Source organism: Roseovarius sp., from assembly GCF_048262375.1.
Classification (GTDB): Bacteria; Pseudomonadota; Alphaproteobacteria; order Rhodobacterales; family Rhodobacteraceae; genus Roseovarius.
The window spans coordinates 1-19,682 of record NZ_JBLXFE010000034.1 but is presented as its reverse complement, the minus strand read 5'-3'; the positions used below and the strand labels follow the sequence as shown (position 1 = coordinate 19,682).

General features: G+C 58.8%; 16 protein-coding genes and 3 pseudogenes. 12 read left to right on the top strand and 7 right to left on the bottom strand.

From position 1 onward, the window contains the following. The 4 genes and pseudogenes from ACN0SW_RS19010 to glpD all read right to left on the bottom strand — a co-directional run. A pseudogene (locus ACN0SW_RS19010) lies at positions 1-169 on the bottom strand (sugar ABC transporter permease); the annotation flags it as partial. A gap of 133 nt (positions 170-302) precedes the next feature. Continuing rightward, positions 303-1,379: an ABC transporter ATP-binding protein gene (locus tag ACN0SW_RS19005; RefSeq protein WP_271421595.1), complete on the bottom strand. Its 1,077-nt coding sequence runs from the start codon at positions 1,377-1,379 to the stop codon at positions 303-305. Positions 1,380-1,390: 11 nt separating this feature from the next. After that, a complete protein-coding gene (locus tag ACN0SW_RS19000) occupies positions 1,391-2,479 on the bottom strand; it encodes an ABC transporter ATP-binding protein (protein ID WP_417729488.1) in 1,089 nt (362 codons plus the stop codon). 13 nt (positions 2,480-2,492) lie between these two features. Continuing rightward, a complete protein-coding gene (gene glpD / locus ACN0SW_RS18995) occupies positions 2,493-4,091 on the bottom strand; it encodes a glycerol-3-phosphate dehydrogenase (protein ID WP_417729487.1) in 1,599 nt (532 codons plus the stop codon). 256 nt (positions 4,092-4,347) lie between these two features. Between glpD and ACN0SW_RS18990 the strand changes: the two genes are divergently transcribed. Continuing rightward, positions 4,348-5,109, top strand: a complete 762-nt coding sequence (locus ACN0SW_RS18990; protein ID WP_417729489.1) for a DeoR/GlpR family DNA-binding transcription regulator — start codon at positions 4,348-4,350, stop codon at positions 5,107-5,109. A gap of 553 nt (positions 5,110-5,662) precedes the next feature. On the opposite strand, the pseudogene ACN0SW_RS18985 reads toward ACN0SW_RS18990, so the two are convergent. Continuing rightward, positions 5,663-6,377, bottom strand: a pseudogene (locus ACN0SW_RS18985) (hypothetical protein); the annotation flags it as partial. Between the two features lie 226 nt (positions 6,378-6,603). Between ACN0SW_RS18985 and ACN0SW_RS18980 the strand changes: the two are divergent. From ACN0SW_RS18980 to ACN0SW_RS18960, 5 genes are all read left to right on the top strand, one after another. Further along, complete coding sequence (locus tag ACN0SW_RS18980; RefSeq protein ID WP_417729486.1) at positions 6,604-7,509, top strand: recombinase family protein; 906 nt, start codon at positions 6,604-6,606, stop codon at positions 7,507-7,509. Between the two features lie 1,107 nt (positions 7,510-8,616). Next, complete coding sequence (gene repA, locus ACN0SW_RS18975; protein WP_417729485.1) at positions 8,617-9,798, top strand: plasmid partitioning protein RepA; 1,182 nt, start codon at positions 8,617-8,619, stop codon at positions 9,796-9,798. A gap of 2 nt (positions 9,799-9,800) precedes the next feature. After that, positions 9,801-10,772: a plasmid partitioning protein RepB gene (gene repB / locus ACN0SW_RS18970; protein ID WP_417729484.1), complete on the top strand. Its 972-nt coding sequence runs from the start codon at positions 9,801-9,803 to the stop codon at positions 10,770-10,772. 251 nt (positions 10,773-11,023) lie between these two features. After that, on the top strand, positions 11,024-12,340 hold the full coding sequence (gene repC / locus ACN0SW_RS18965) for a plasmid replication protein RepC (protein WP_417729483.1): 1,317 nt from the start codon (positions 11,024-11,026) through the stop codon (positions 12,338-12,340). A gap of 144 nt (positions 12,341-12,484) precedes the next feature. Continuing rightward, positions 12,485-13,579 carry a Fic family protein gene (locus ACN0SW_RS18960; protein WP_417729482.1) on the top strand — a complete coding sequence of 365 codons (1,095 nt, stop codon included), beginning with the start codon at positions 12,485-12,487 and terminating at the stop codon, positions 13,577-13,579. 62 nt (positions 13,580-13,641) lie between these two features. On the opposite strand, the gene ACN0SW_RS18955 is transcribed toward ACN0SW_RS18960, so the two are convergent. Next, entirely contained in the window at positions 13,642-14,154 is a 513-nt protein-coding gene (locus ACN0SW_RS18955) for an RES family NAD+ phosphorylase (RefSeq protein ID WP_417729481.1), read from the bottom strand. Continuing rightward, complete coding sequence (locus ACN0SW_RS18950; RefSeq protein ID WP_417729480.1) at positions 14,154-14,504, bottom strand: MbcA/ParS/Xre antitoxin family protein; 351 nt, start codon at positions 14,502-14,504, stop codon at positions 14,154-14,156. Before ACN0SW_RS18950 ends, ACN0SW_RS18955 begins: the two co-directional genes overlap by 1 nt. Positions 14,505-14,971: 467 nt before the next feature. On the opposite strand from ACN0SW_RS18950, the gene ACN0SW_RS18945 reads away from it, so the two are divergent. The 6 genes and pseudogenes from ACN0SW_RS18945 to ACN0SW_RS18920 form a co-directional block, all read left to right on the top strand. Beyond that, positions 14,972-15,442, top strand: a complete 471-nt coding sequence (locus ACN0SW_RS18945) for a hypothetical protein (RefSeq protein ID WP_417729479.1) — start codon at positions 14,972-14,974, stop codon at positions 15,440-15,442. 40 nt (positions 15,443-15,482) lie between these two features. Next, positions 15,483-16,421 carry an ArdC family protein gene (locus ACN0SW_RS18940; protein WP_417729478.1) on the top strand — a complete coding sequence of 313 codons (939 nt, stop codon included), beginning with the start codon at positions 15,483-15,485 and terminating at the stop codon, positions 16,419-16,421. 23 nt (positions 16,422-16,444) lie between these two features. Then, positions 16,445-16,654 (top strand): DUF6330 family protein, encoded by a 210-nt coding sequence (locus tag ACN0SW_RS18935; protein ID WP_417729477.1) that lies wholly within the window; start codon positions 16,445-16,447, stop codon positions 16,652-16,654. An 87-nt stretch (positions 16,655-16,741) separates the two neighbouring features. Further along, the gene (locus ACN0SW_RS18930; protein WP_417729476.1) at positions 16,742-17,131 is read left to right on the top strand and encodes a DUF3768 domain-containing protein; all 390 of its coding nucleotides are present in this window, start codon (positions 16,742-16,744) and stop codon (positions 17,129-17,131) included. Between the two features lie 157 nt (positions 17,132-17,288). Further along, positions 17,289-19,271: a ParB N-terminal domain-containing protein gene (locus ACN0SW_RS18925; RefSeq protein ID WP_417729475.1), complete on the top strand. Its 1,983-nt coding sequence runs from the start codon at positions 17,289-17,291 to the stop codon at positions 19,269-19,271. A 74-nt stretch (positions 19,272-19,345) separates the two neighbouring features. Next, positions 19,346-19,682, top strand: a pseudogene (locus tag ACN0SW_RS18920) (regulator); the annotation flags it as partial.

Genomic DNA, 19,682 nt, shown 5'->3' with positions numbered 1-19,682 from the left:
GCATTTCTTCGAACCATCCAAGCCCGGCCCAGAAGAACTGGTTATTCCCGAACGTGTCCTGAACGGAATAGTTGACCACGGTCATCAGCGGGATCACCGCCGAAAAGGCCACCAGAAGCAGCACAGGCAGGACGAGAAACCATGCCTTTTGATTGACTGTCTTTTCCATTACTTCGCCCCCTCCCCGGACGAGTGCGCCACGGGGCGCGCGATTTGTGCGGATGCCTGATCGAGGAAACGGTCAACCATTTGGATTTGGCGTTCCATGATCTGTTGCGGTGTCAGGATCGGACGGCCATCCATCACGCGGCCTCCCCGTTTACGCGCCAGTCATTGGCATAGACATTGACGCGGGTAGGATCGAATGTGACACGGTTCATATCGGCGCTGATATGGTCGTCTTCGCCCGCGATGATGTTGATATCGCTCCCGAAAAACTCTGCGCGGATGATCTTGTGGCGGCCCACATCCTCGACGCGGCGCACCTTGACGGGCAGGCCCTCGGTCTGGCTCAGCTTGGCGAATTCCGGGCGGACGCCGATCTCGACCTTGCCATCCAGCGGCTTGTAGCCCTGCGCAAGCTCGACATAGGAGCCGTTCACATAGGCCTTGTTGCCGTCGATCCGCGCCGGGATCACGTTCATGCCCGGCGAGCCGATGAAATAACCCACGAATGTATGCTCGGGACGCTCGAAAAGCTCTTCGGGCGTGCCGATCTGCACAACGCGGCCGTCATACATGACCACAACCTTATCGGCAAAGGTCAGCGCCTCGGTCTGGTCATGGGTGACGTAGATCATAGTATGCCCGAAATCATGGTGCAGCTGCTTGAGCTGTGTGCGCAGTTCCCATTTCATATGCGGGTCGATCACGGTCAGCGGCTCGTCAAACAACAGCGCGTTCACGTCCTTGCGCACCATGCCACGGCCCAGCGAAATCTTTTGCTTGGCATCGGCGGTGAGACCACGCGCCTTTTTGCGCAGCATCTCCTCCATGCCGATCATACGGGCGATTTCCTGAACGCGCTCCGCGACATAGCTCTCGTCCCGGCCACGGTTGCGCAGCGGGAACGCCAGATTGTCATGCACCGTCATGGTGTCGTAGACGACCGGGAACTGGAACACCTGGGCAATATTGCGTTCTGCGGTGGGGGCGTGCGTTACGTCCTTGCCATCAAACAGGATGCGGCCCTGGCTCGGGTGCAGAAGCCCCGAGATGATGTTGAGCAGCGTGGACTTGCCACAGCCCGACGAGCCCAGCAGCGCATAAGCCGCGCCATCGTCCCAGTCGTGGTTCAGTTCCTTCAGCGCAAAGTCGTCTTCGCTGCCGGGATTGGGCAGGTAGGAATGCGCGAGGTTATCAAGTGTGATCTTGGCCATGGTGTCCTCCCTCAGGCCGCAAGCGCATAGGCGGCAGGTGCCACCAGCTTGCCGTCTTCGCCAAAAATGTAGACATGGCGGGGGTCCAGCCAGACATCGAGCCGCGCGCCCAGATCCAGCTCATGAACCCCATGGATCAGCCCGACCCAGCGTTCGCCGAAATGGTCCAGGTGAACAAAGGTCTCCGACCCGGTCAGCTCGGTCACCGACAGTTTCGTGGCGAATTGCATCGCGTTCGCCGAATGCTGGCTGATCTCAAGATGGTTCGGGCGGAACCCTGCAGTGTAGCGGCCATCGGCCAATTCGGCGAGCTTGCCGGTTGCCGCGGTGCTCTGACCATCGCCGAACATGATGCGGTCGCCGGTCTTGGAAATCGGCAGGAAGTTCATCGGCGGGTCTGAGAACACCCGCGCCGTCGTGGCATCCACCGGCTGGCGATAGACCGACGGGGTCGGGCCGAACTGGGTGATGCGGCCCTCGGACAGGGTGGCGACATTGCCGCCCAGCAGAAGCGCTTCCTCGGGTTCCGTGGTGGCGTAGACAAAGATTGAGCCGGACGCTTCGAAAATTTTGGGAATCTCGACCCGCAGCTCTTCGCGCAGCTTGTAATCGAGGTTCGCAAGCGGCTCGTCGAGCAACACCAGACCGGCATTCTTGACCAGCGCGCGCGCCAGTGCACAGCGCTGCTGCTGACCGCCCGACAATTCCAGCGGCCTGCGCTCCAGCATCGGGGTCAGCTTCATCAATTCGGCGGTTTCACGCACGCGGGCGTCGACCTCGGCCTTGTTCACGCCCATCAGCTTCATCGGCGAGGCGATGTTCTCATAGACGGTCATCGACGGGTAGTTGATGAACTGCTGATAGACCATTGCTACCTTGCGGTCCTGAACCCGCTGACCGGTAACATCGTCACCGTTCCAGAAGACCTTGCCAGTGGCGGGCACGTCAAGCCCGGCCATCAGTCGCATCAGCGATGTCTTGCCCGACAGGGTCGGTCCAAGCAACACGTTCATTGTACCTTTTTCCAGCGTCAGATCCGTCGCGTAGATATGGGTCTGCCCCTCGACGATCTTTGATACGCCTTTCAGTTCCAGCGTCATCAGGTTCTCCTCCTTATTCCGCCGCCGCGGGTTTGGATTGGCGACGTCGCGCCATCCAGTCATCAAGTTTCTGGGTCTGTTCTTTTGTCAGCCGCAGCCCCAGCTTGTTGCGACGCCAGATCACGTCTTCTGCCGTGCGCGCATATTCATGTTTCATGAGCCAGTTGATTTCGGATTCGGTCAGGGTGGCGCCGAAATCTTCCCCCAAATCAGCAGCTTGCTCCGCATTTCCAAGAACTCCCGCCGCCTCGGTCCCATAGGCGCGCACCAAACGCCGCGCCCAGAAATCGCTGAGGAACGGGTAGCGTTTGTGCAGATCCGCCACCAGGCGATCCACGCCATCGACCGGGAAATCCCCGCCGGGCAGCGGCACGCCCGCGGTCCATTTGTCCTTGGGGAGCGTCAGGTGACCGCCGATCTTCTCCATCGCGCTTTCGGCGAGACGGCGATAGGTGGTGATCTTGCCGCCGAAGATGTTCAGCACCGGCGCACCTGCGCTGGTATCGACCTTGAGCGTGTAGTCCCGGGTGGCTGCTGTGGCACTGCTGGCCCCGTCATCATAGAGCGGACGGACGCCGGAATAGGTCCAGACCACATCCTCGCGGCTCAGTTCCTGCTTGAAATACTGGTTGGCAAAGCCCAGCAGATAGTCTTGCTCCCCGGGCGTGCATTCCGGTTTGACCGATGGGTCGGAATGTTCAGCGTCGGTCGTGCCAATCAGGGTGAAATCGGTCTCATAGGGGATGGCAAAGATGATCCGCCCGTCAGTGCCCTGAAAAAAGTAGCATTTGTCGTGATCGTAAAGCTTGCGAGTCACGATGTGACTGCCGCGCACCAGCCTCACACCTTCACGCGAATTCAGCCGGACCTTGGACTGGATGATGTCGCCCACCCACGGACCGCCGGCGTTCACCAGCATCCGCGCATAAAAGGTTTGCCTCTCGTTGTTTTCGGTATAGCGCGTTTCGATGCGCCAAATCCCGTTTTCGCTGGTCGCGCTGACGACCTGGGTTCGGGTCATGATATGCGCGCCACGCGCCTCGGCGTCGCGGGCATTGAGTACCACAAGCCGCGAATCCTCGACCCAGCAGTCGGAATATTCATACGCTTTGGCAAAGCGGTCCTGCAGCGGCTCGCTTTCCTTCGCGCCTCTCAGATCAAGCGTTGCCGTCCCCGGCAGAATCTTGCGCCCGCCCAGGTGGTCATACATGAACAGCCCCAAGCGGATCAGCCAGGCAGGCCTGCGCCCTTTCATCCACGGCATGAACAGGCCAAGCAATTTTGACGTCGGCGTGTCCGACTCAAACCTCATATCTTTATGATAAGGCAGAACAAAACGCATCGGCCAGCTGATATGAGGCATCGCCTTCAAAAGAGTTTCGCGCTCAATCAAGGCCTCTCGAACCAAGCGAAACTCGAAATATTCAAGGTAGCGCAACCCACCATGGAACAGCTTCGTGGAAGCCGAAGATGTCGCCGAAGCGAGGTCATTCATCTCGGCCAGCGCCACCGACAGCCCACGGCCTGCCGCATCCCGGGCAATACCGCATCCGTTGATGCCACCACCGATGATGAAAATGTCCGTGATTTCTGAGTCTGCTAGGTGCCTCACGCGATTCTCCTCCAAGCGCGTTTGTGTCACCTTTGTTACTCGTTCGCGAGAATTTGGCAACCATTTTTTTCGGTTCTGTTCGTTTTCGCGCTGTTTTTTGGAAAATCAAGGGCTTACCCAAGGTAATCGCGGCGTATCATGGGGCGTTTCTTTGCGATTGGAAGATTTTTGATTGCCCTTTCGTTCGATTTTCGTGATTTTCTGTCCTAGCGTGGTGCAGCTTCGGCAGCGAGAGCACCCTGGTGAAAGGACGATCATGTCACAAACATTCCGACATCCCGAAATTCTCGAAATCGCGCGCCGCGAAGGAAAAGTGACGGTCGAAGGGCTTGCCCGGCATTTCGACGTGACCCTGCAGACCATTCGGCGCGACCTGACCGATCTTGCAGAGGTGGGGCGTCTGGAACGTGTGCATGGCGGAGCGGTGCTTCCCTCGGGAACGGCGAATATTGGGTACGAGGAACGCCGCTCTCTCAAATCTGAGGCCAAAAGCGCGATGGCCCGCGCCTGCGCCAAGGAGATACCCAACGGCATTTCGCTTTTTCTAAACATTGGAACCTCGACCGAGGCTGTCGCTCGAGAATTGATGCATCACAAAAATCTGATGGTGGTGACCAACAACATGAACGTGGCCAATATACTGGCAGGAAACGGCGATTGTGAAATCATCGTAACCGGCGGGCAACTGCGGCGTGCCGATGGAGGGTTGGTCGGCAACCTGGCCACCGAGACCATTCAGCAGTTCAAGTTCGACTTGGCCGTTATTGGTTGCTCCGCTCTGGACCGCGAAGGCGATCTTCTGGATTTCGATATTCAGGAGGTTAACGTGAGCCGGGCAATCCTACGCCAGTCTCGCAAGACATTCCTCGTGGCAGATCAGACAAAGCTCAGCCGCAGCGCCCCAGCCCGCATTGCATCACTTGCCGACATAGACACGTTTTTCACCGATCGATCGCTACCTTCTGACTTAGCCGCATCATGTGACACCTGGAGAACAAAAGTGGTTGTTGCAAGTTGATGAGTTCCGATGGTTGAAATGTCGTGTAGACGCTGCTTTGCGCGGAGATGGGCTCTGTTGCACAAATTGGGCTACGCGACAGCGAGGATCATATCCATTTCACGAAGTCGGACGCGATCCGACACGCGGTCGACAAGGCCGACGACGCCATCTGCCGCACCTGCAAGGCTCGAATCTTCCATGAATGCTTGGGCAAGCCGGGTCCTGAGGCAGATGACGACGCATCCTGATTCAATAAACCCATGACGCGCCCGATCCGTCACAAAAATTTTACGGCAATCCCTGGACAATGCCGCCAATTCAGCAAGGTAAGGCGAAATTCGCAAATCATGTTGGGATCTCTTTCAGACGTCAAACCGATGCATTCCGTGCGCCCCTCTATTTCCCCTTAGTCTCGCGGCGGCGCAGCTTTAACTTTGGAGTCTGCATCAGATGAATGTCGGGTTCTCAAACCCCAGCAGAATCGACGCGCACGTGCAGCGAACGGCAGCTTTTCCCGAAGGAATGACCCAAGCTTCGCAGCCGCAGTATGCATCGGGTTTGACTAAGATCGAATGGCCAGAGGTGCGAAGATGGCACCGCTTCCCTCGCTGGCCGCGATCCTAGCCGCGGTGACGGCGGCCTCGATCCGGTCGCCGTGTTGGCCGAGGCCCGCCAGGCTCCAAAGATGAAAACCCATGCAAGCCCGCGTGATCGGGTGTAGATCGGCCGCCGCCGTCATCACGTCCAGCCATCCGCCCGCGCGATCTTCGAAACGCTCGACAGTGTCCTCGATATTCTCGGGATCACGGCGGTCCAGGAAGGCCGTCAGATCGGCCATCGGACCCGGACCACCGGTCAGGCGCCGAACAGACCATCCAACTCTTGCCAAAGCATTTGGGTCATCCTGTGCCCCTGAGAGCCGCATTGATACCCAGAGCGCCAGACGATCAGGAATCACGCGGTCCCCTTGCGAACCAGCTGAAGTCCGCCGCCTCGATCAGAGCGAGCCAGCCTTCTGGGCCGCGCAGCAGCCGGTCATCGAGAGCTCCCAAGCGTCCAGCCACGCGTGCCAGTCGCGCGGCGTGAACGCTTTCTGCCTTTGCCCAGTCATTGACGACAGCAGTTTTGGGCGGTTCCGCCCGCGGCCCGGGAGGCAAATCATCCGGTTCTTCTTCGAGCGGCTCGTGCAAAAACCAGAGATCGTCTTCGTGAGCCTCGTCATCCCCCTCGATAGTGATGAGGGGGTCATCGAAATCATCAGTGAAAGTAGATGCTTGCTGCTTCATATGTGCAAAGTACGCAGCTTTTGCACATTACCCAAGCGTCTTTGTGGCCGTTGCCCGCGCTCTTTATATAGTATGCACACGCGACTGTCGGCGGAACCTCTAAGATCGCGCTCAGTGCAAGGAAACCAAGGCATTGTACGCCAGCTCAACGAGAGAACACTTTCTTGCGTTCGCTTATAAACGGTCGTTTAGTAGCGATATCTTAAATTGAAAACGGGACGGTTTCATGCCCCTGTTAGGCTATGCGCGCGTCTCCACAGAGGATCAGACTCCCCTGCCCCAGTCTGAGGCCCTCCAATCTGCGGGTTGCGCCGAAATCTTCGAAGAGCACGCCTCAGGCGGCAATCGCGCCCGTCCGGTGCTTGCGCGGGTCCTAGAGCGCATTAGCAAGGGCGACACTCTGGTTGTCGTTCGGATCGACCGTCTTGCACGGTCTCTGTCGCACTTGCTCGAGGTAATCGAAAAACTGGAAGCCAAGGGCGCCTTCTTCCGCTCCCTGCAGGACCCCATCGACACTGCATCGCCGCAAGGCAAGTTCACGTTGCAGGTTCTGGGCGCAGCGGCCGAGTTCGAACGTGCCCTGATCCGTGAGCGCACCAAGGCCGGGCTTGCGTCGGCACGCGCCAAAGGGCGTGTAGGCGGCAACCCTGGACTTCGCGCCAAAGATCCCGCCGCGCTGCGCAAGGTCCGGCTGGCGCGACAGGACGGCTTCATGGAGCGCCTGAACGAGACTGCACAGGATTGGGTGCCCCATGTGCGCCGCTTGCGCCCCGATATGGCTTGGGAAGACGTCCTGCGGATTATCAATGGCCCCCTGCCCTCAGATCGCCATTGGACTCAAAGCCGCCTGCTCCGCGCAGTGAAAGCATATGTGCGCGACGGCTTTCTGCCCGATGAAGTGCTTGGCCGCGCCAGACGCCGCGAAACCGACGACCGCCTGCCTGCAATTGTGGCGGCCATCAAAGGTGCTGACCCCGAAATCACATTGCAAGCGATCTGCGACCGGCTGGAAGCTATGCGCGAACGCACTCCTCGAGGTCGCACGAGCTGGCAGCAGTCGTCGGTCAAAATGTTGCTGGAGCGCGCTGAAAGGCTGGGGTTGCTGAAGTCCGCGCATCAACAACAATCTTGATTATCTTCCACGCCATGGAACGATTGCAGCGTTGCAGGGCACTTTGCGGGTGTTTGAATGGGTTCACGACGCGCAACCGATGTTTCACGCGCAAGCCGTCGTGCAATTCCCCGCTCCTCAACGCTGGCACGCGGCGATCAGTGAGCCAGACACAAAGCTTCAGTCGGGCATGAACTTCAGGTGGCGTCGAATAGAGCTACTGCGCGCTCCCAGAGGTTTCCAATTGTCTCCATTAGCTGAAAATCGACTTAGCGAGGACCGTCACGATGATAGAGATCCCTGCCCTAGTATTTGCTACGACGGTTCCTGGATCTGGATCTTCGGAAGGCATCTGCCATCGAATATTCCAGGCGCATCTTCTAAACAGCAAAGCTGGGAGCAGTTTGCCATCTTACATTCGGTGACGGGAGCCATAGGTTGTGCAGACCCAAGAACGTGGCCCGCGGTTGCTTTGCAGTGTTCTCCGAAGCCATCTAGTAAGCGCATCAGCTTCTTTGAGTTTGAACTCATAATCCCTGTACATTCTCTGAAACCTTGAGTGGCGCGGATCATTTCTCCTCGTCCCTCAATAATTTGGTCTCATCGGATGGGTGTCGCGGGGTCGGTGAGGTGTGGTTGAATTCGTCGCGGAAACGCTGTGCCTCGTCTCGGATACTGTTCCCACGACGCAGGCAACAAGGATGCCCCCTACCCGGCTGGCGATCATGGATCCGTCAGCCGACAGGGCGTTGACCATCTTTACTCATGCAGCGCGTTTGGTCTGATCGTTTGGGCACGGCACCCAAGTATCAAAGTAGTTTTGAATATCGATCCAATTCGGTCGTGGATTGGCCGCACGACTGTCGGTGCATTGGCTGTTACGGCATGAGCCGTCGCTGTTGAGTAGCGAGGCGCTTGCGATACCCAGACTGCGCCAGATTGGCTCGTGAACCGTAAGTTTGTGCGTGCTGTTAACAGCTGTTAACTCGGGAGGGCGCGTGGCTTCCCTAGTAGCGCCTTGGCCCGACAACACAATTTGTGGATAAAATCCTTGACTTAACAGGGTGAATCACGGCCATTAGAGTCAAGTTGCGCAAATAAGCGCGTTCGAGCAGAGAAATTGCAACTATGTTTCAGACGGCACCCATCGAAGCGGCGTCCCAATCCGAGCTTACAAGCCAGATGGCCGCGCGTCTACACACGGCGCTCACGACGCATCTTCAACAGGCCTACGCGCCCGATCAGCGGAAAAATCTGAGACTATTCAGCGCAACAGAGACTGCTGACCTACTTGGCGTGACCGGTCAATTCTTGCGCAAGTGCCATAGCGATGGGTCGTTGCCTGAGCCGGAAGTCATCAAGAATGGACGGCGCTTTTATTCCGGGAACGAGATCCTGCAAGCGCGCCATTTTCTCGAGGCAAGCTCTCGAAAGCCGGGAAAATACCTTCCTGGGCGTCGCGAAGGTGACAAGCTGCAGGTCATTCAGCTGATGAACTTCAAAGGTGGATCTGCGAAGTCCACCTCTGCGATCCATTTGTGTCACTACCTTGCTTTGAGTGGCTACCGCGTGCTGGCGATTGACTTGGACCCACAAGGGAGCCTCACGGGCTTTTGCGGGATTCAAACTGAACTGGAGTTTGAAGGCGCGTCAATCTACGACGCGCTGCGTTATGACGATCCAGTGCCGATGTCAGAAGCTGTCGTGGAAACCTATTTCCCTGGCTTGCATTTGGCCCCTGCCCGCCTTGTGTTGAGCGAATTTGAGACTGAAACAGCGGTCAATGCGGGGCGAGGTGTCGCGTTCTTTGAGAAGCTCAGCCTAGCGATCCAGTCCGTCGAGAGTGACTACGATGTAGTTGTGATCGACAGCCCGCCAGCTCTGGGTTTTTTGACTCTGACCGGTCTTTATGCCGCGACCTCCGTTATCGTGCCGATGACGCCAAGCATGCTCGACCTTGCCTCTACACAGCAGTTTGTCGAGATGACATCTGCCTATCTTGGGGTGATCGAGGACACAGGCGTCAATCTCGATCATGACTTCTTCTCTTTTCTCATCACGCGGGACGATCCGAGCGATATTCCGAGTCAGCAGATCGTGAGCCTGATGCGGGCCCTCTTCCAGGATCGTGTCGTAGGAGCGACCGGACTGCGCAGTACGGCCATTGGCGACGCGTCAATGCTCAAGATGTCGATCTACGAGGTTGCACGATCCGAGATGACGCGGTCGACCTACGATCGGGCGAAGAACAGCATGGATGCTGTAGGTGCGGAGATCGCAGGGATGCTTCAACAGGCATGGGGGCCGTAGTCATGGCAATGGGGAAGAATAAAACTGGTATCATGGCCGCGATCACAGCCGCAAGTGAGGCGTCAAAGGAGGGTGCGTCCGACAGGGCCCATCGGACCTTGCCGAAGGGAACTATCGGTTCGGTCCGCGCCGGTCTCGGGGGCATTCAGGAAATCGACACTAGTTTGATCCTCGCCTGGGGTCCAAAAGATCGGCTGGATATCGAGTTAACAGCTGTTAACAGTGACGCGACAAATGAATCCATCCAGGACCTCGCCACCAGTATCGCTGAGTCCGGACAGCAAGTCCCAGTGCTCCTGCGTCCCTCAAAGGATCGTGACGGTCATTTTGAGGTCATCTATGGCCAGCGACGCATAGTTGCGTGTCGCCAACTGGGCTTGCCGGTGCGGGCTTTGATACGCACGCTCGATGACACCGATGCTCTCATGGCGAAGGGTCTCGAGAATGCCGGCCGTGCGGAGCTGAGCTACTACGAACGTGTTCGGTTCGCACAGGCGATCTTGGAGCAGGGATATTCCCGAGTGGAAGCATGCCAAGCTTTGGCGATCAGTAAAAACACTCTTTCGCAACTTGAACGCATCAATCGGCTTGTGCCTGTGGCGGTCGGTGAAGCCATCGGCGCGGCCCCAGGCGCAGGGCGCCCCAAATGGACGACCCTCGCAACAGCGTTCGAGAAGGAGCAACTTTCCGAGGAGCGTGTATTGGATGTGCTTGGTCAGTCTGGTGACCTTGATTCCGACGAGCGGTTGGAGCTCGTCATCAAGGAAATCGGCAAGCGAGGTAAGCAAGAGCGATCTGTCGAACAGCGCTCGCCCGTTCCCGGTGTGCAGATCAAGAGTGGAAAATCGGGACTCTCTGTAACCGTTAAGCGGGTAGGGGAGAACACAAGATTCGCGAATTGGCTGGATCAGAATCTGGACCAGCTCATTCAAGATTCCTTCGATCGGTTCCAATCAGAGAACCACGAAGGATAGCGGCGGTTAGCAACTGTTAACTGCCAAGACGGAGGCACTGAGCAGAAAGGAGGACGGCACAAAAGAAAAACCCTCGAAACCGAAGTCCCGAGGGCTGCTGCGCACAAGGCGCGATTTGTTTTGACACTACAATCTTAGCAGCCCGCGAATCGCTAAACAACGAAAAACGTCTTCGGACGAACAGGTTTTCTGTGCCTAGCTAAGAGATGACAAAATTCAATCATGCTCCGCATGGAGCGACTGGGACAGACATGCCTCAGAAGGGTGGAGGTTTGTCTAATACAAACCAACCCTCGGGGTGGCGCAAAGCGACGGCCGGACTGGCGGTTGCTGAACAGCACGCACAAGCTGGTGAAAGAGCAGCCGTGCCCAAGACACAGGCCTTTGTCGCCGTTAAACGCGTTGGTGCGCATATAGGCCTAAAGGCTGGCGACATGCTGCTACTCGACACGCTTGGGGCCTTCACACAGGCCCAGGACTGGGAGGAGGGACAGCGTCCGATCGTCTGGGCTTCCAATTCTTATCTGATGGAGCAAACAGGCTTCTCGCTCTCGGCGCTCAAGCGCCATGCCAGGCGTCTGGCCGAGATCGGCGTGATTGCCTTCAAGGACAGTCCAAATGGCAAGCGATGGGGCCACCGGGACGCTGACGGTCGTATCCTCGAGGCTTACGGATTTGATCTGTCGCCGCTGTCGGCTCGCGCCGAAGAGTTTGAGCATCTCCATGCCCAACTACAGGCTGAACGTGAACTCTGCCAGCGCCTGAAGCGCCAGATCACAGTTGCGCGCCGAATGATCCGCGCAAGGATCGAAGCGGCCCAGGGGGGTGCTCTGAGTGGCCCCTGGACACAACTCTCAAGCCTCTTTGAGGATCTTCTGCACCGCTTGCCACGCCGGAACACGGCCTCTGAGGCGCTTGAGCGGCTCCTAGGTTGGTTCAGAGAACTTCAGGAGCGTGTCGAGGCGACCTATCTCAAGGCAGTTCGAGCGGAGGAAGTTGTGGAAAACACCGCCGAATCCACCGAACAAGTCAGTGAAAAGACTCTAGAAATGGACCCCAGGGAGGTCATTTCTGAACCTCATATACTAACTACAAATCAACTTAATCCTGTAATCTGTAAGTCCTCTGAAAAAGAGAACGCGGCGGCCGTGTTGCCAAATGCCCCACCGGAAGAGAAGGTCGATAGGGAACTGGAAGACTGGGTGGTTGAAACACGTAGGAAACGTGGTGCAGCGCTTGATTTGCCGACTGTGATGCAGGCTTGTCCTGAATTCGCGTCCTGGGCCCGCAATATGGGCGGGTATTTGAAGGATTGGGGCGATCTGCATCGGGTTGTCGGGCAGCTAAGGCCGATGATCGGTATCTCAGAGCACGCTTGGAACCTCGCTCAGGACCGTCTCGGGGCCCAAGTCGCGACAGCAGCGCTCGTTCTCACGTTTGACAAACATTGCGCCGGCGAAGTGGCGTCTCCGGGTGGATATCTGCGGGGTATGGTCGAGAAGGCTGGGGCAGGGGAGCTGCATCTAGAGCGTAGCTTCTATGGCCGGTTGAGCGGACAGGCGGCGTAATGGGATGGGTAGCAGGTGTCCCGCATCTGAAGTTCCAAGTCGAGCATGCGGAGATTGCCGCCCTTATTCTCCGCGCTGTCTGCGGTGTTTGTTATTGTCTTGCGGAGATTGTGCCGTATAATCTCCGCAAAGAGTGCGTAAAATATGACCTACATTCACGAACTCCCTGATTGGCCCCAGTTTACCTGGGATAAGGCCACGCTGTCGTCCCAACTTGCTGCGGTCCGTCACCGCCAAGGCAAGCTCTTGGGGCGCATGGAGGGTCTTGGCTTTGATCTTCGCAACGAGGCGATGCTCAGAACACTGACCAGTGATGTCGTGAAAAGCAGCGAGATCGAGGGGGAAACGCTCGACAAGGATCAGGTTCGATCGTCTATCGCAAAGCGGTTAGGTCTGGAAATTGGCGGACTGATCCCGTCTGATCGCCATGTTGATGGTGTCGTCGAGATGATGCTGGACGCAACCCAAGCGTATGACCAGCCACTGGATGCGGAGCGTCTGTTCGGCTGGCATGCGGCTCTCTTTCCAACCGGGCGAAGCGGAATGACACGGATCAGGGTAGGGGGGTGGCGTGACGGTCCCATGGAGGTTGTATCAGGACCTTATGGTCGCGAACGCGTGCATTTTGAGGCGCCAGACTCCGAACGGTTAGACCTTGAAATGGCGCGCTTCCTGACCTGGTTTAATCAGTCCTCCGAGACGGATCCCGTCATACATGCCGCCATCGCCCATCTGTGGTTTGTCACCATCCACCCCTTCGATGATGGCAACGGCCGCATCGCGCGGGCGATCGCAGACATGGCCTTGGCGCGATCCGAAGGCAGCGCGCAGCGCTTCTACAGCATGTCGACGCAAATCCGACAGGAGCGGAGCGATTATTACGACATGCTCGAGTCGACGCAAAAAGGGGGGCTTGATGTCACGGCGTGGCTCGTTTGGTTTCTGGCTTGCCTTGACCGCGCATTTGATGGGGCCGAAATCATCCTTGAGGCCGTGTTCAGGAAGGCGCGGTTCTGGGAGAAATATGGAGCGGCAAACATGAACGACCGGCAGCGGGACATGCTCAACCGCCTTTTGGATGGGTTCGACGGAAAACTCACAACGTCGAAATACGCGAAAATCGAAAAGTGCTCACAAGATACGGCATATCGCGACATCCTCGATCTCATCGACTTGGGCGCCCTGGCGAAAGATGAGGCTGGTGGACGTAGCACCAGCTATTCCCTGACAGCGACCTAAAGAGGTTTGACACAGGCGTGGTACGCCAAAAGTGCACCCCGTGAACATGTCAGCCGATCACCTCACATACGTGACAGCCTCTCTTCGTCATCCACAACTTCCAAAGAACCTTTATTGTCAGTCCAGGCCCACAGGACGATGTTGAAGTCCGACGACGACGCGCCCTTCGCAAAACTCTTGATCAGGAGCCCCGCGAACCGATCTGCTATGAGAGCACTTGCTAAGTCCTGTGTCGGCACAGGTTGGCCATCGAGCATCTTCATGCGCCATGCAGGGTCGGCAATCATCGCCGCTGTCACGCCATACCGTTCAAGTCCGTCCTGATCGCGGGTATCGAAAATGGGCCCAAGGTCGGCCTTGTAGGACACCAGAATCGTGGGTTGCAGGCTGCCGACCTGGTTGGCTTCTCTAAGAGCGGTTGCCGGATCCAGCGAGGTGTAGAGGGCAGGGGTGCCCTTTGCGTTGAAGCGCCCTCCATAGAGTTCAGCGCCTCGTCCGGACAGAGGTTCACGCGCATAGACCGGGTTCAGGGCACGATAGAGTGGCCCTGTATAGCGCCCATCTTTCAGCGGCATCAGGCAAAGACGCCCGCATCGACTGCATCGATGTATTCCAGAACTTGCTGAGCTTTGCCTTCCTGCACCAGCTGCATGGCTGTCTGGCCATCAAAGCCGGGCAGGGGCTCTGATCGGTACCATGCATAGGCCATCAGTTCCGAGCCGAAGCGGGGCTCGACTTTGTTCAGCACCTCTACCAATTCGCGCAGGCGGCGCTGCGTCTTGTCCGAACCGATGCGGGTTCGCCTCTGCAACGCGTCTTTGCCCAAGCCGACGGTCAATGCGATCTCTTCTGCTGATGTGCGTAGCACCGCGGCGATCTTGCGCGGTTCGAATTGCCCGGCTTCAGCAAAGTTCGTGATGTGCATGATCTATGCTCCTACAGTGATGCTGACGGTATATAGCGGCAATATTGCTGAAATTCAAGCTGTCAGGAGGTAATGTGACTTCGTTTCCCATGCTAATCCGTAACGCTGCATTGCTTTGAACGTCGGAAATCCTGATTTTCGAGCCTGAGAAGTTGCAGTAGGAGCGTTCTTTGCCGATCGAGAAAATCGGATAAGTTATTGATAATATACCAAAGACTGCGGCAGTCGGATCGGGGTTGCATATATGGCTTGCCGATCTTGGACCGGAACCGGCACTTACAGCATGCAGTCACTGGGATCCGCGGTGGTGTCGGACCCTCGGCAGTTACCAGTTACCCCGGACCAGTTGGCTGGTGAAAAGGGAAAGTGGACTTCGGGTTTTGTGACTGACGGATGAGGGCCTTTGGGGTGCCTCGGACGGGTCCGGACCGGGTTCCGGTCTGCCGTTCCGGATGAAGGGCATTCACATGCAACCAGGTGTCTTGCGCGTGCTGCGCGCGACCAATGCCTCTTGGTGGCGGCACAGAGAGCTGCGCCGAACTGGCCATACGGCGCTGGCACAGCGGCTCGAACGCCAGACCGTCCTGCGTGATCTCGGCTATCTGAAGCAGGCGGCGTCATTGCCAAACGCGCATGTGATCTGCGGGGAGGGTGGGACATTCCTCCATCTCGGTTGGACCACCGTGTCGACCTTCGCGCCGATCGAGCGCTTTCCCTTGGCCTCTCTTGCGGTCGCACGAGGGACGCCCTTCATCGATATCCGACCCGTCACGGATGTCATTGCCTTCGCCAACCTGCCGCCGGTGGCGCGGGACGGATCGGTCGACCCTGACCATTCGGGTCCCGGCGGGTCTGTCTCGCTGACCAGCTACATCGACATGGTCGAAGAGCTCGGCGCGAGCATCACCAACGATCCACGGCCCTGTCGGTCAACCTAGTCGCCACACCCTCTCATCAACACTCGAAAGGAGGCCAGCCATGGCCCGATCCCGCATGCCCAAATTCGATGCCTCCGAGGTCATCACCAACGAAATAATCCGCATCATCGAGCGCGGCGTCCTGCCTTGGCGCAAGCCCTGGACGGCAGGCGGCAGCTCGCGCCCCCTGCGCGTGTGCGGCGACCCTTACCAGGGCGTGAACAAATTCCTGCTGACAATGCGCACCGTGATGGCGGGCCACAGCTCGCCCTTCTGGATGACGCTTCCGCAGGCCAATGCTTTGGATGCAAAGGTGCGTAAAGGCGAGAAGTCCTCCGTCGTCGTCTATTACGGTCAAAGCCGGAAAGACGCAGGCGGCCAGGAAGACCAAGAGGAGAGCGATGACCGCTACGAGGCATCCCGCATCTTCCGCTTCCAGAAATCCTACCGCGTGTTCAATGCCTGCCAAATCGAGGGCCTGCCTAATAGCTTCTATCCCGACCCGGAGCCCGCGCCCGAGCATTCGCCCTCCGAGCCCATCCCGCACATGCAGGCGTTTTTCGACGCCATCGACATCACGACCGTCTTCACAGGGACGGAAGCATACTATTTGCCACCTGTAGACAAGGTGTTCATGCCATCCATTTCGCGGTTCGAAAACCCGCGGAACTTCTACGGGGTCTGGGCGCATGAGCTCGCCCATGCCACCAAGGCGCGCCATCGGCTGAACCGCGACTACGGTCACTCGCGCTTCGGCAACACGGCCTATGCCCGCGAAGAGATCGTCGCCGAGCTGACCTCGGTGTTCCTTGGCCAGACGCTCGGCTTTACGGCCCATACGCTCGAGCTGAACGCGGCGTATCTCTACAATTGGCTGCGCGTTCTGCGCTCGGACAAGAACGCGATCTTCAAGCACGCCGCTGACGCGCAGCGCGCCTGCGACTACCTGATCGCTCGGTCGGAGGCGGGCAGGGCAGGGGAGGTCGATCAGGCCGCCTGACCACAGGGAGAACGGAGACGCCCATGTCACGCAAGGAACCCAAGACGCTGCGAGTGGCCTGCTTTGAAGGTGGCCGCCGCAAGATCATCACCTTCAAACGCGGAGCATATTGGTGGAGCCCATCCGAGGGCGCCTATCCACTCTCGGCAGCGCTCGAGACCATCAAGGAACAGGGCGGCTGGATCGAAACCATCTCCAACCCGAATTACAGACCCAAGGGGCTGTTCGGGTAGGGCGCCTTCGGCCTCGATTTATCCGCCGTGCGGAAAAGGAAAAGTAGGCTTTGGATTGGGTGTTTCAACTTCACAGAGGATTGCCCCATGAGCATCACCGCACAACCCCAGACAGACCGCCCTAATCCGAGTGTGATCGCGGCGCAGAACGATGCGTTTCGCAAGCTCGCTTGCCTCGGGGTGCCGCCCGCGCAGCCCATGCAGGGCCGCATGCATGTCACCCGATCGCTGATGGAGGCCGGCGACGGCTTCATGGCCGACGCGGTGAAGGCCACGGGCATGTTCGAGACCTTCGATCCCGAGAACGATCCCGAAGGATGGCATGATTTCGGGGCGGTCGAGATCCGGGGCGAGACCGTGTTCTGGAAGATCGATCTCTATGAAGCAGACTCGGATTTCCGCTACGGGGCTGAGACCCCGGACAATCCTGCCACCACCATGCGCGTTTTGACCATCATGCTGGCGCGCGACTGGTAGGGCAGGGGGCACCTCCAAACCTGATACCTCAAGCGATGAAGGCCCGCTGCTCCCTCAAAGGGAGAGTGGGCCTTTTGTCGTGGTGATCCCTGAAGGCGGGGATTGGTCACGCGCGTGATGGCGCGGGCCGCATCTAACTCACCAAGAAGGATATCCCATGACCGCAAGTTTCAATCCCGCTTCCGTCGCCATCGGCGATCTGACAGCTCACCCCGCCAACGTGCGCAGCAACTCCCCGGAAACCTACGACCCCGAGAACATCGCGAATCTGAAAGCCAGCATCGCTGTTCTGGGCCTGCTCCAGCCTCTCCTGGTCCAGAAGATCGACGGCAAATATGCCGTGTTGGCCGGTGGCCGGCGCCTTGCCGCGCTGAACGAGCTGGTCGCGGACAAGGCCGCCAAGGGGTTCACCGCGAAGACGAAGATCGACTGCCGCCTCGTGCCGGAAGACTGTGACGTGACGACGGCGCTGTCGCTTGCCGAGAACATCACACAAGCCCCGATGAACGCCATCGACGAATTCGAGGCCTTCGCGCGGATGATGGAGGTCGACGGCCAGACGCCCGATACCATCGCCAAGACATTCGGCACCACGGTTGCCGCCGTCAAAGGCCGGTTGCGCTATGGCCTGATCCACCCCGACATCCGCGCGGCTGCCCGGGCCAAGACGATCACGCTCGATACGATGAAGGCTTTTGCTGAGCATCCGAGCCAGGAGGTGCAACGTGAAGTCTTTGAGGCGCTCACCAAGGAGGACAGCTACCTGCAGGCCTACACGGTGCGGCAGGCGCTCAAGTCGCGTGGGGTGCAGGTCAGCGACGATATCGGGGCATTCGTGCGTGAGGACTATGAGGCGCGCGGCGGGGCCATTGCGGCTGACCTTCTGGAAGAGCATTCCGTGCTCGAGGATGCGGCGCTGGTCGAAACCATCCTGCTCGAGAAGCTTGGGGCCGCCGCCGAAGTGGCCCGCGCAAAACTGGGCTTTGCCTGGGCCGATGCGATGGTGCGCTATGATTATGCGACCATGGCCGACTATGGCCGCGTCTATCCCGGCCCGATCGAGCCGGATGAGGCTGCCCAGAAGCGCATCGACGAGATCACCGCCGAGCTTGAGAAACTGCAGCTCGAGATGGAGGATGAGGGGCTCGAAGACGACGCTTACAATGCGCTCTACGACCGGGTGGACGCTCTGGAAGAGGAAGCCCGCGATCTACAGGAGGCCTACAGCGCCGAGGATCTCGCCCGTGCAGGCGTGATTGCGTCTTGGTCGAACGGGCAGGTGACGCTCCATGTGGGCCTCGTGCGCCCGGAGGACACCGTCAAAAAGGAGGGCGCGCGCGGCTCCTCGGCCAACACGACCGGAGAGGAGTCCCCGGACGCCGGCGAAATCACCTATCCGGCCTCGCTGGCAGAGGACCTCAAGACCGAGCGGGCCATGGCCCTTGGCGCCGCGATGGCGCTGCATCCCGAGGCCACGCTCGATCTGACGCTCTTCAAACTGGTGAGTGATGTTCTGACCAGCGGCATGAGCGTCACGCAGGCGATCAAGATCGATGCCCGCAAGGAATACCGCAGCCATGCCAAGATGGACGAGATCGACGAGACCTCGCTCGAGCAGGTGGCGGCGGCGCATGAGGCGCTTGATCTGTCCTGGCTAGATGACGCCCGCGCGCCCGCTGATCAGTTCGCGGCGTTTCGCGCGCTGGAGACAGGGGAGAAGGCCAAGCTCGTGGCCTATGCCACGGCCAGCACCACGCAGTCCTGCTTCGCGCGGGATCGGCAGCGCGACAGCCTGATGCATGACTTCGAGATCGAGATCATGCCCGACATCCGCGCCCATTGGACGCCGAACGCGGCGCTGTTCAATCGCTTCAAGAAGGCCTGGCTCCTGAAGATCCTCGGCGAGGATCTGGGTCTGGTCCAGGAGGCGGTGACGCTGGCCTCATCGAGCAAGAAGGAGATCGTCGCCTTCTGCGACAAGCTCTTTGCCGAACCCTTCGCCACGCTGACGGATGCACAGCGCGCTGCCGTGGCCGCCTGGTGTCCGCCCATGATGCAGACCGCCGGTGTCGCCTGTGATGAGGCGGAGCCCACCGTGGAAACTCCGGAGCCTGCCAGCGAGGCCGCGCAAGCGGCCTGAGTCCTCACGCGACCCGCGCGAGGCCCAATGCCCGCGCGGGTCCATCTTCCCACACCGAACCGAAAGACATCCCCATGGCTATTCTCAAGTTCTCTGCCTCAGCCGTTGCGGCGCAGATCGCCCATGCGCGCGCTTGTAAAACCTTCCTGCCCAACTGGAACGGGCCCGTGGACAGGCCGGCCCTGATCCTCATCGTCGGCAATGGTGTGCATCTGCGCTCGAACGGCATCGATGGCACGACCACCCGTATCGTTACCACCGAACAGGCCGATCCGTCCTTTGCCTTCGCCGATGGCATGAACCCGTTTCGGGACACCGACTGGATGGCGCAGCGCCGCATGGCGTTTCGCGATCTGACCGGCCAGTTCTACACCGACATCCTCGACGATGTGCAGGTGCTCATCGACCGGG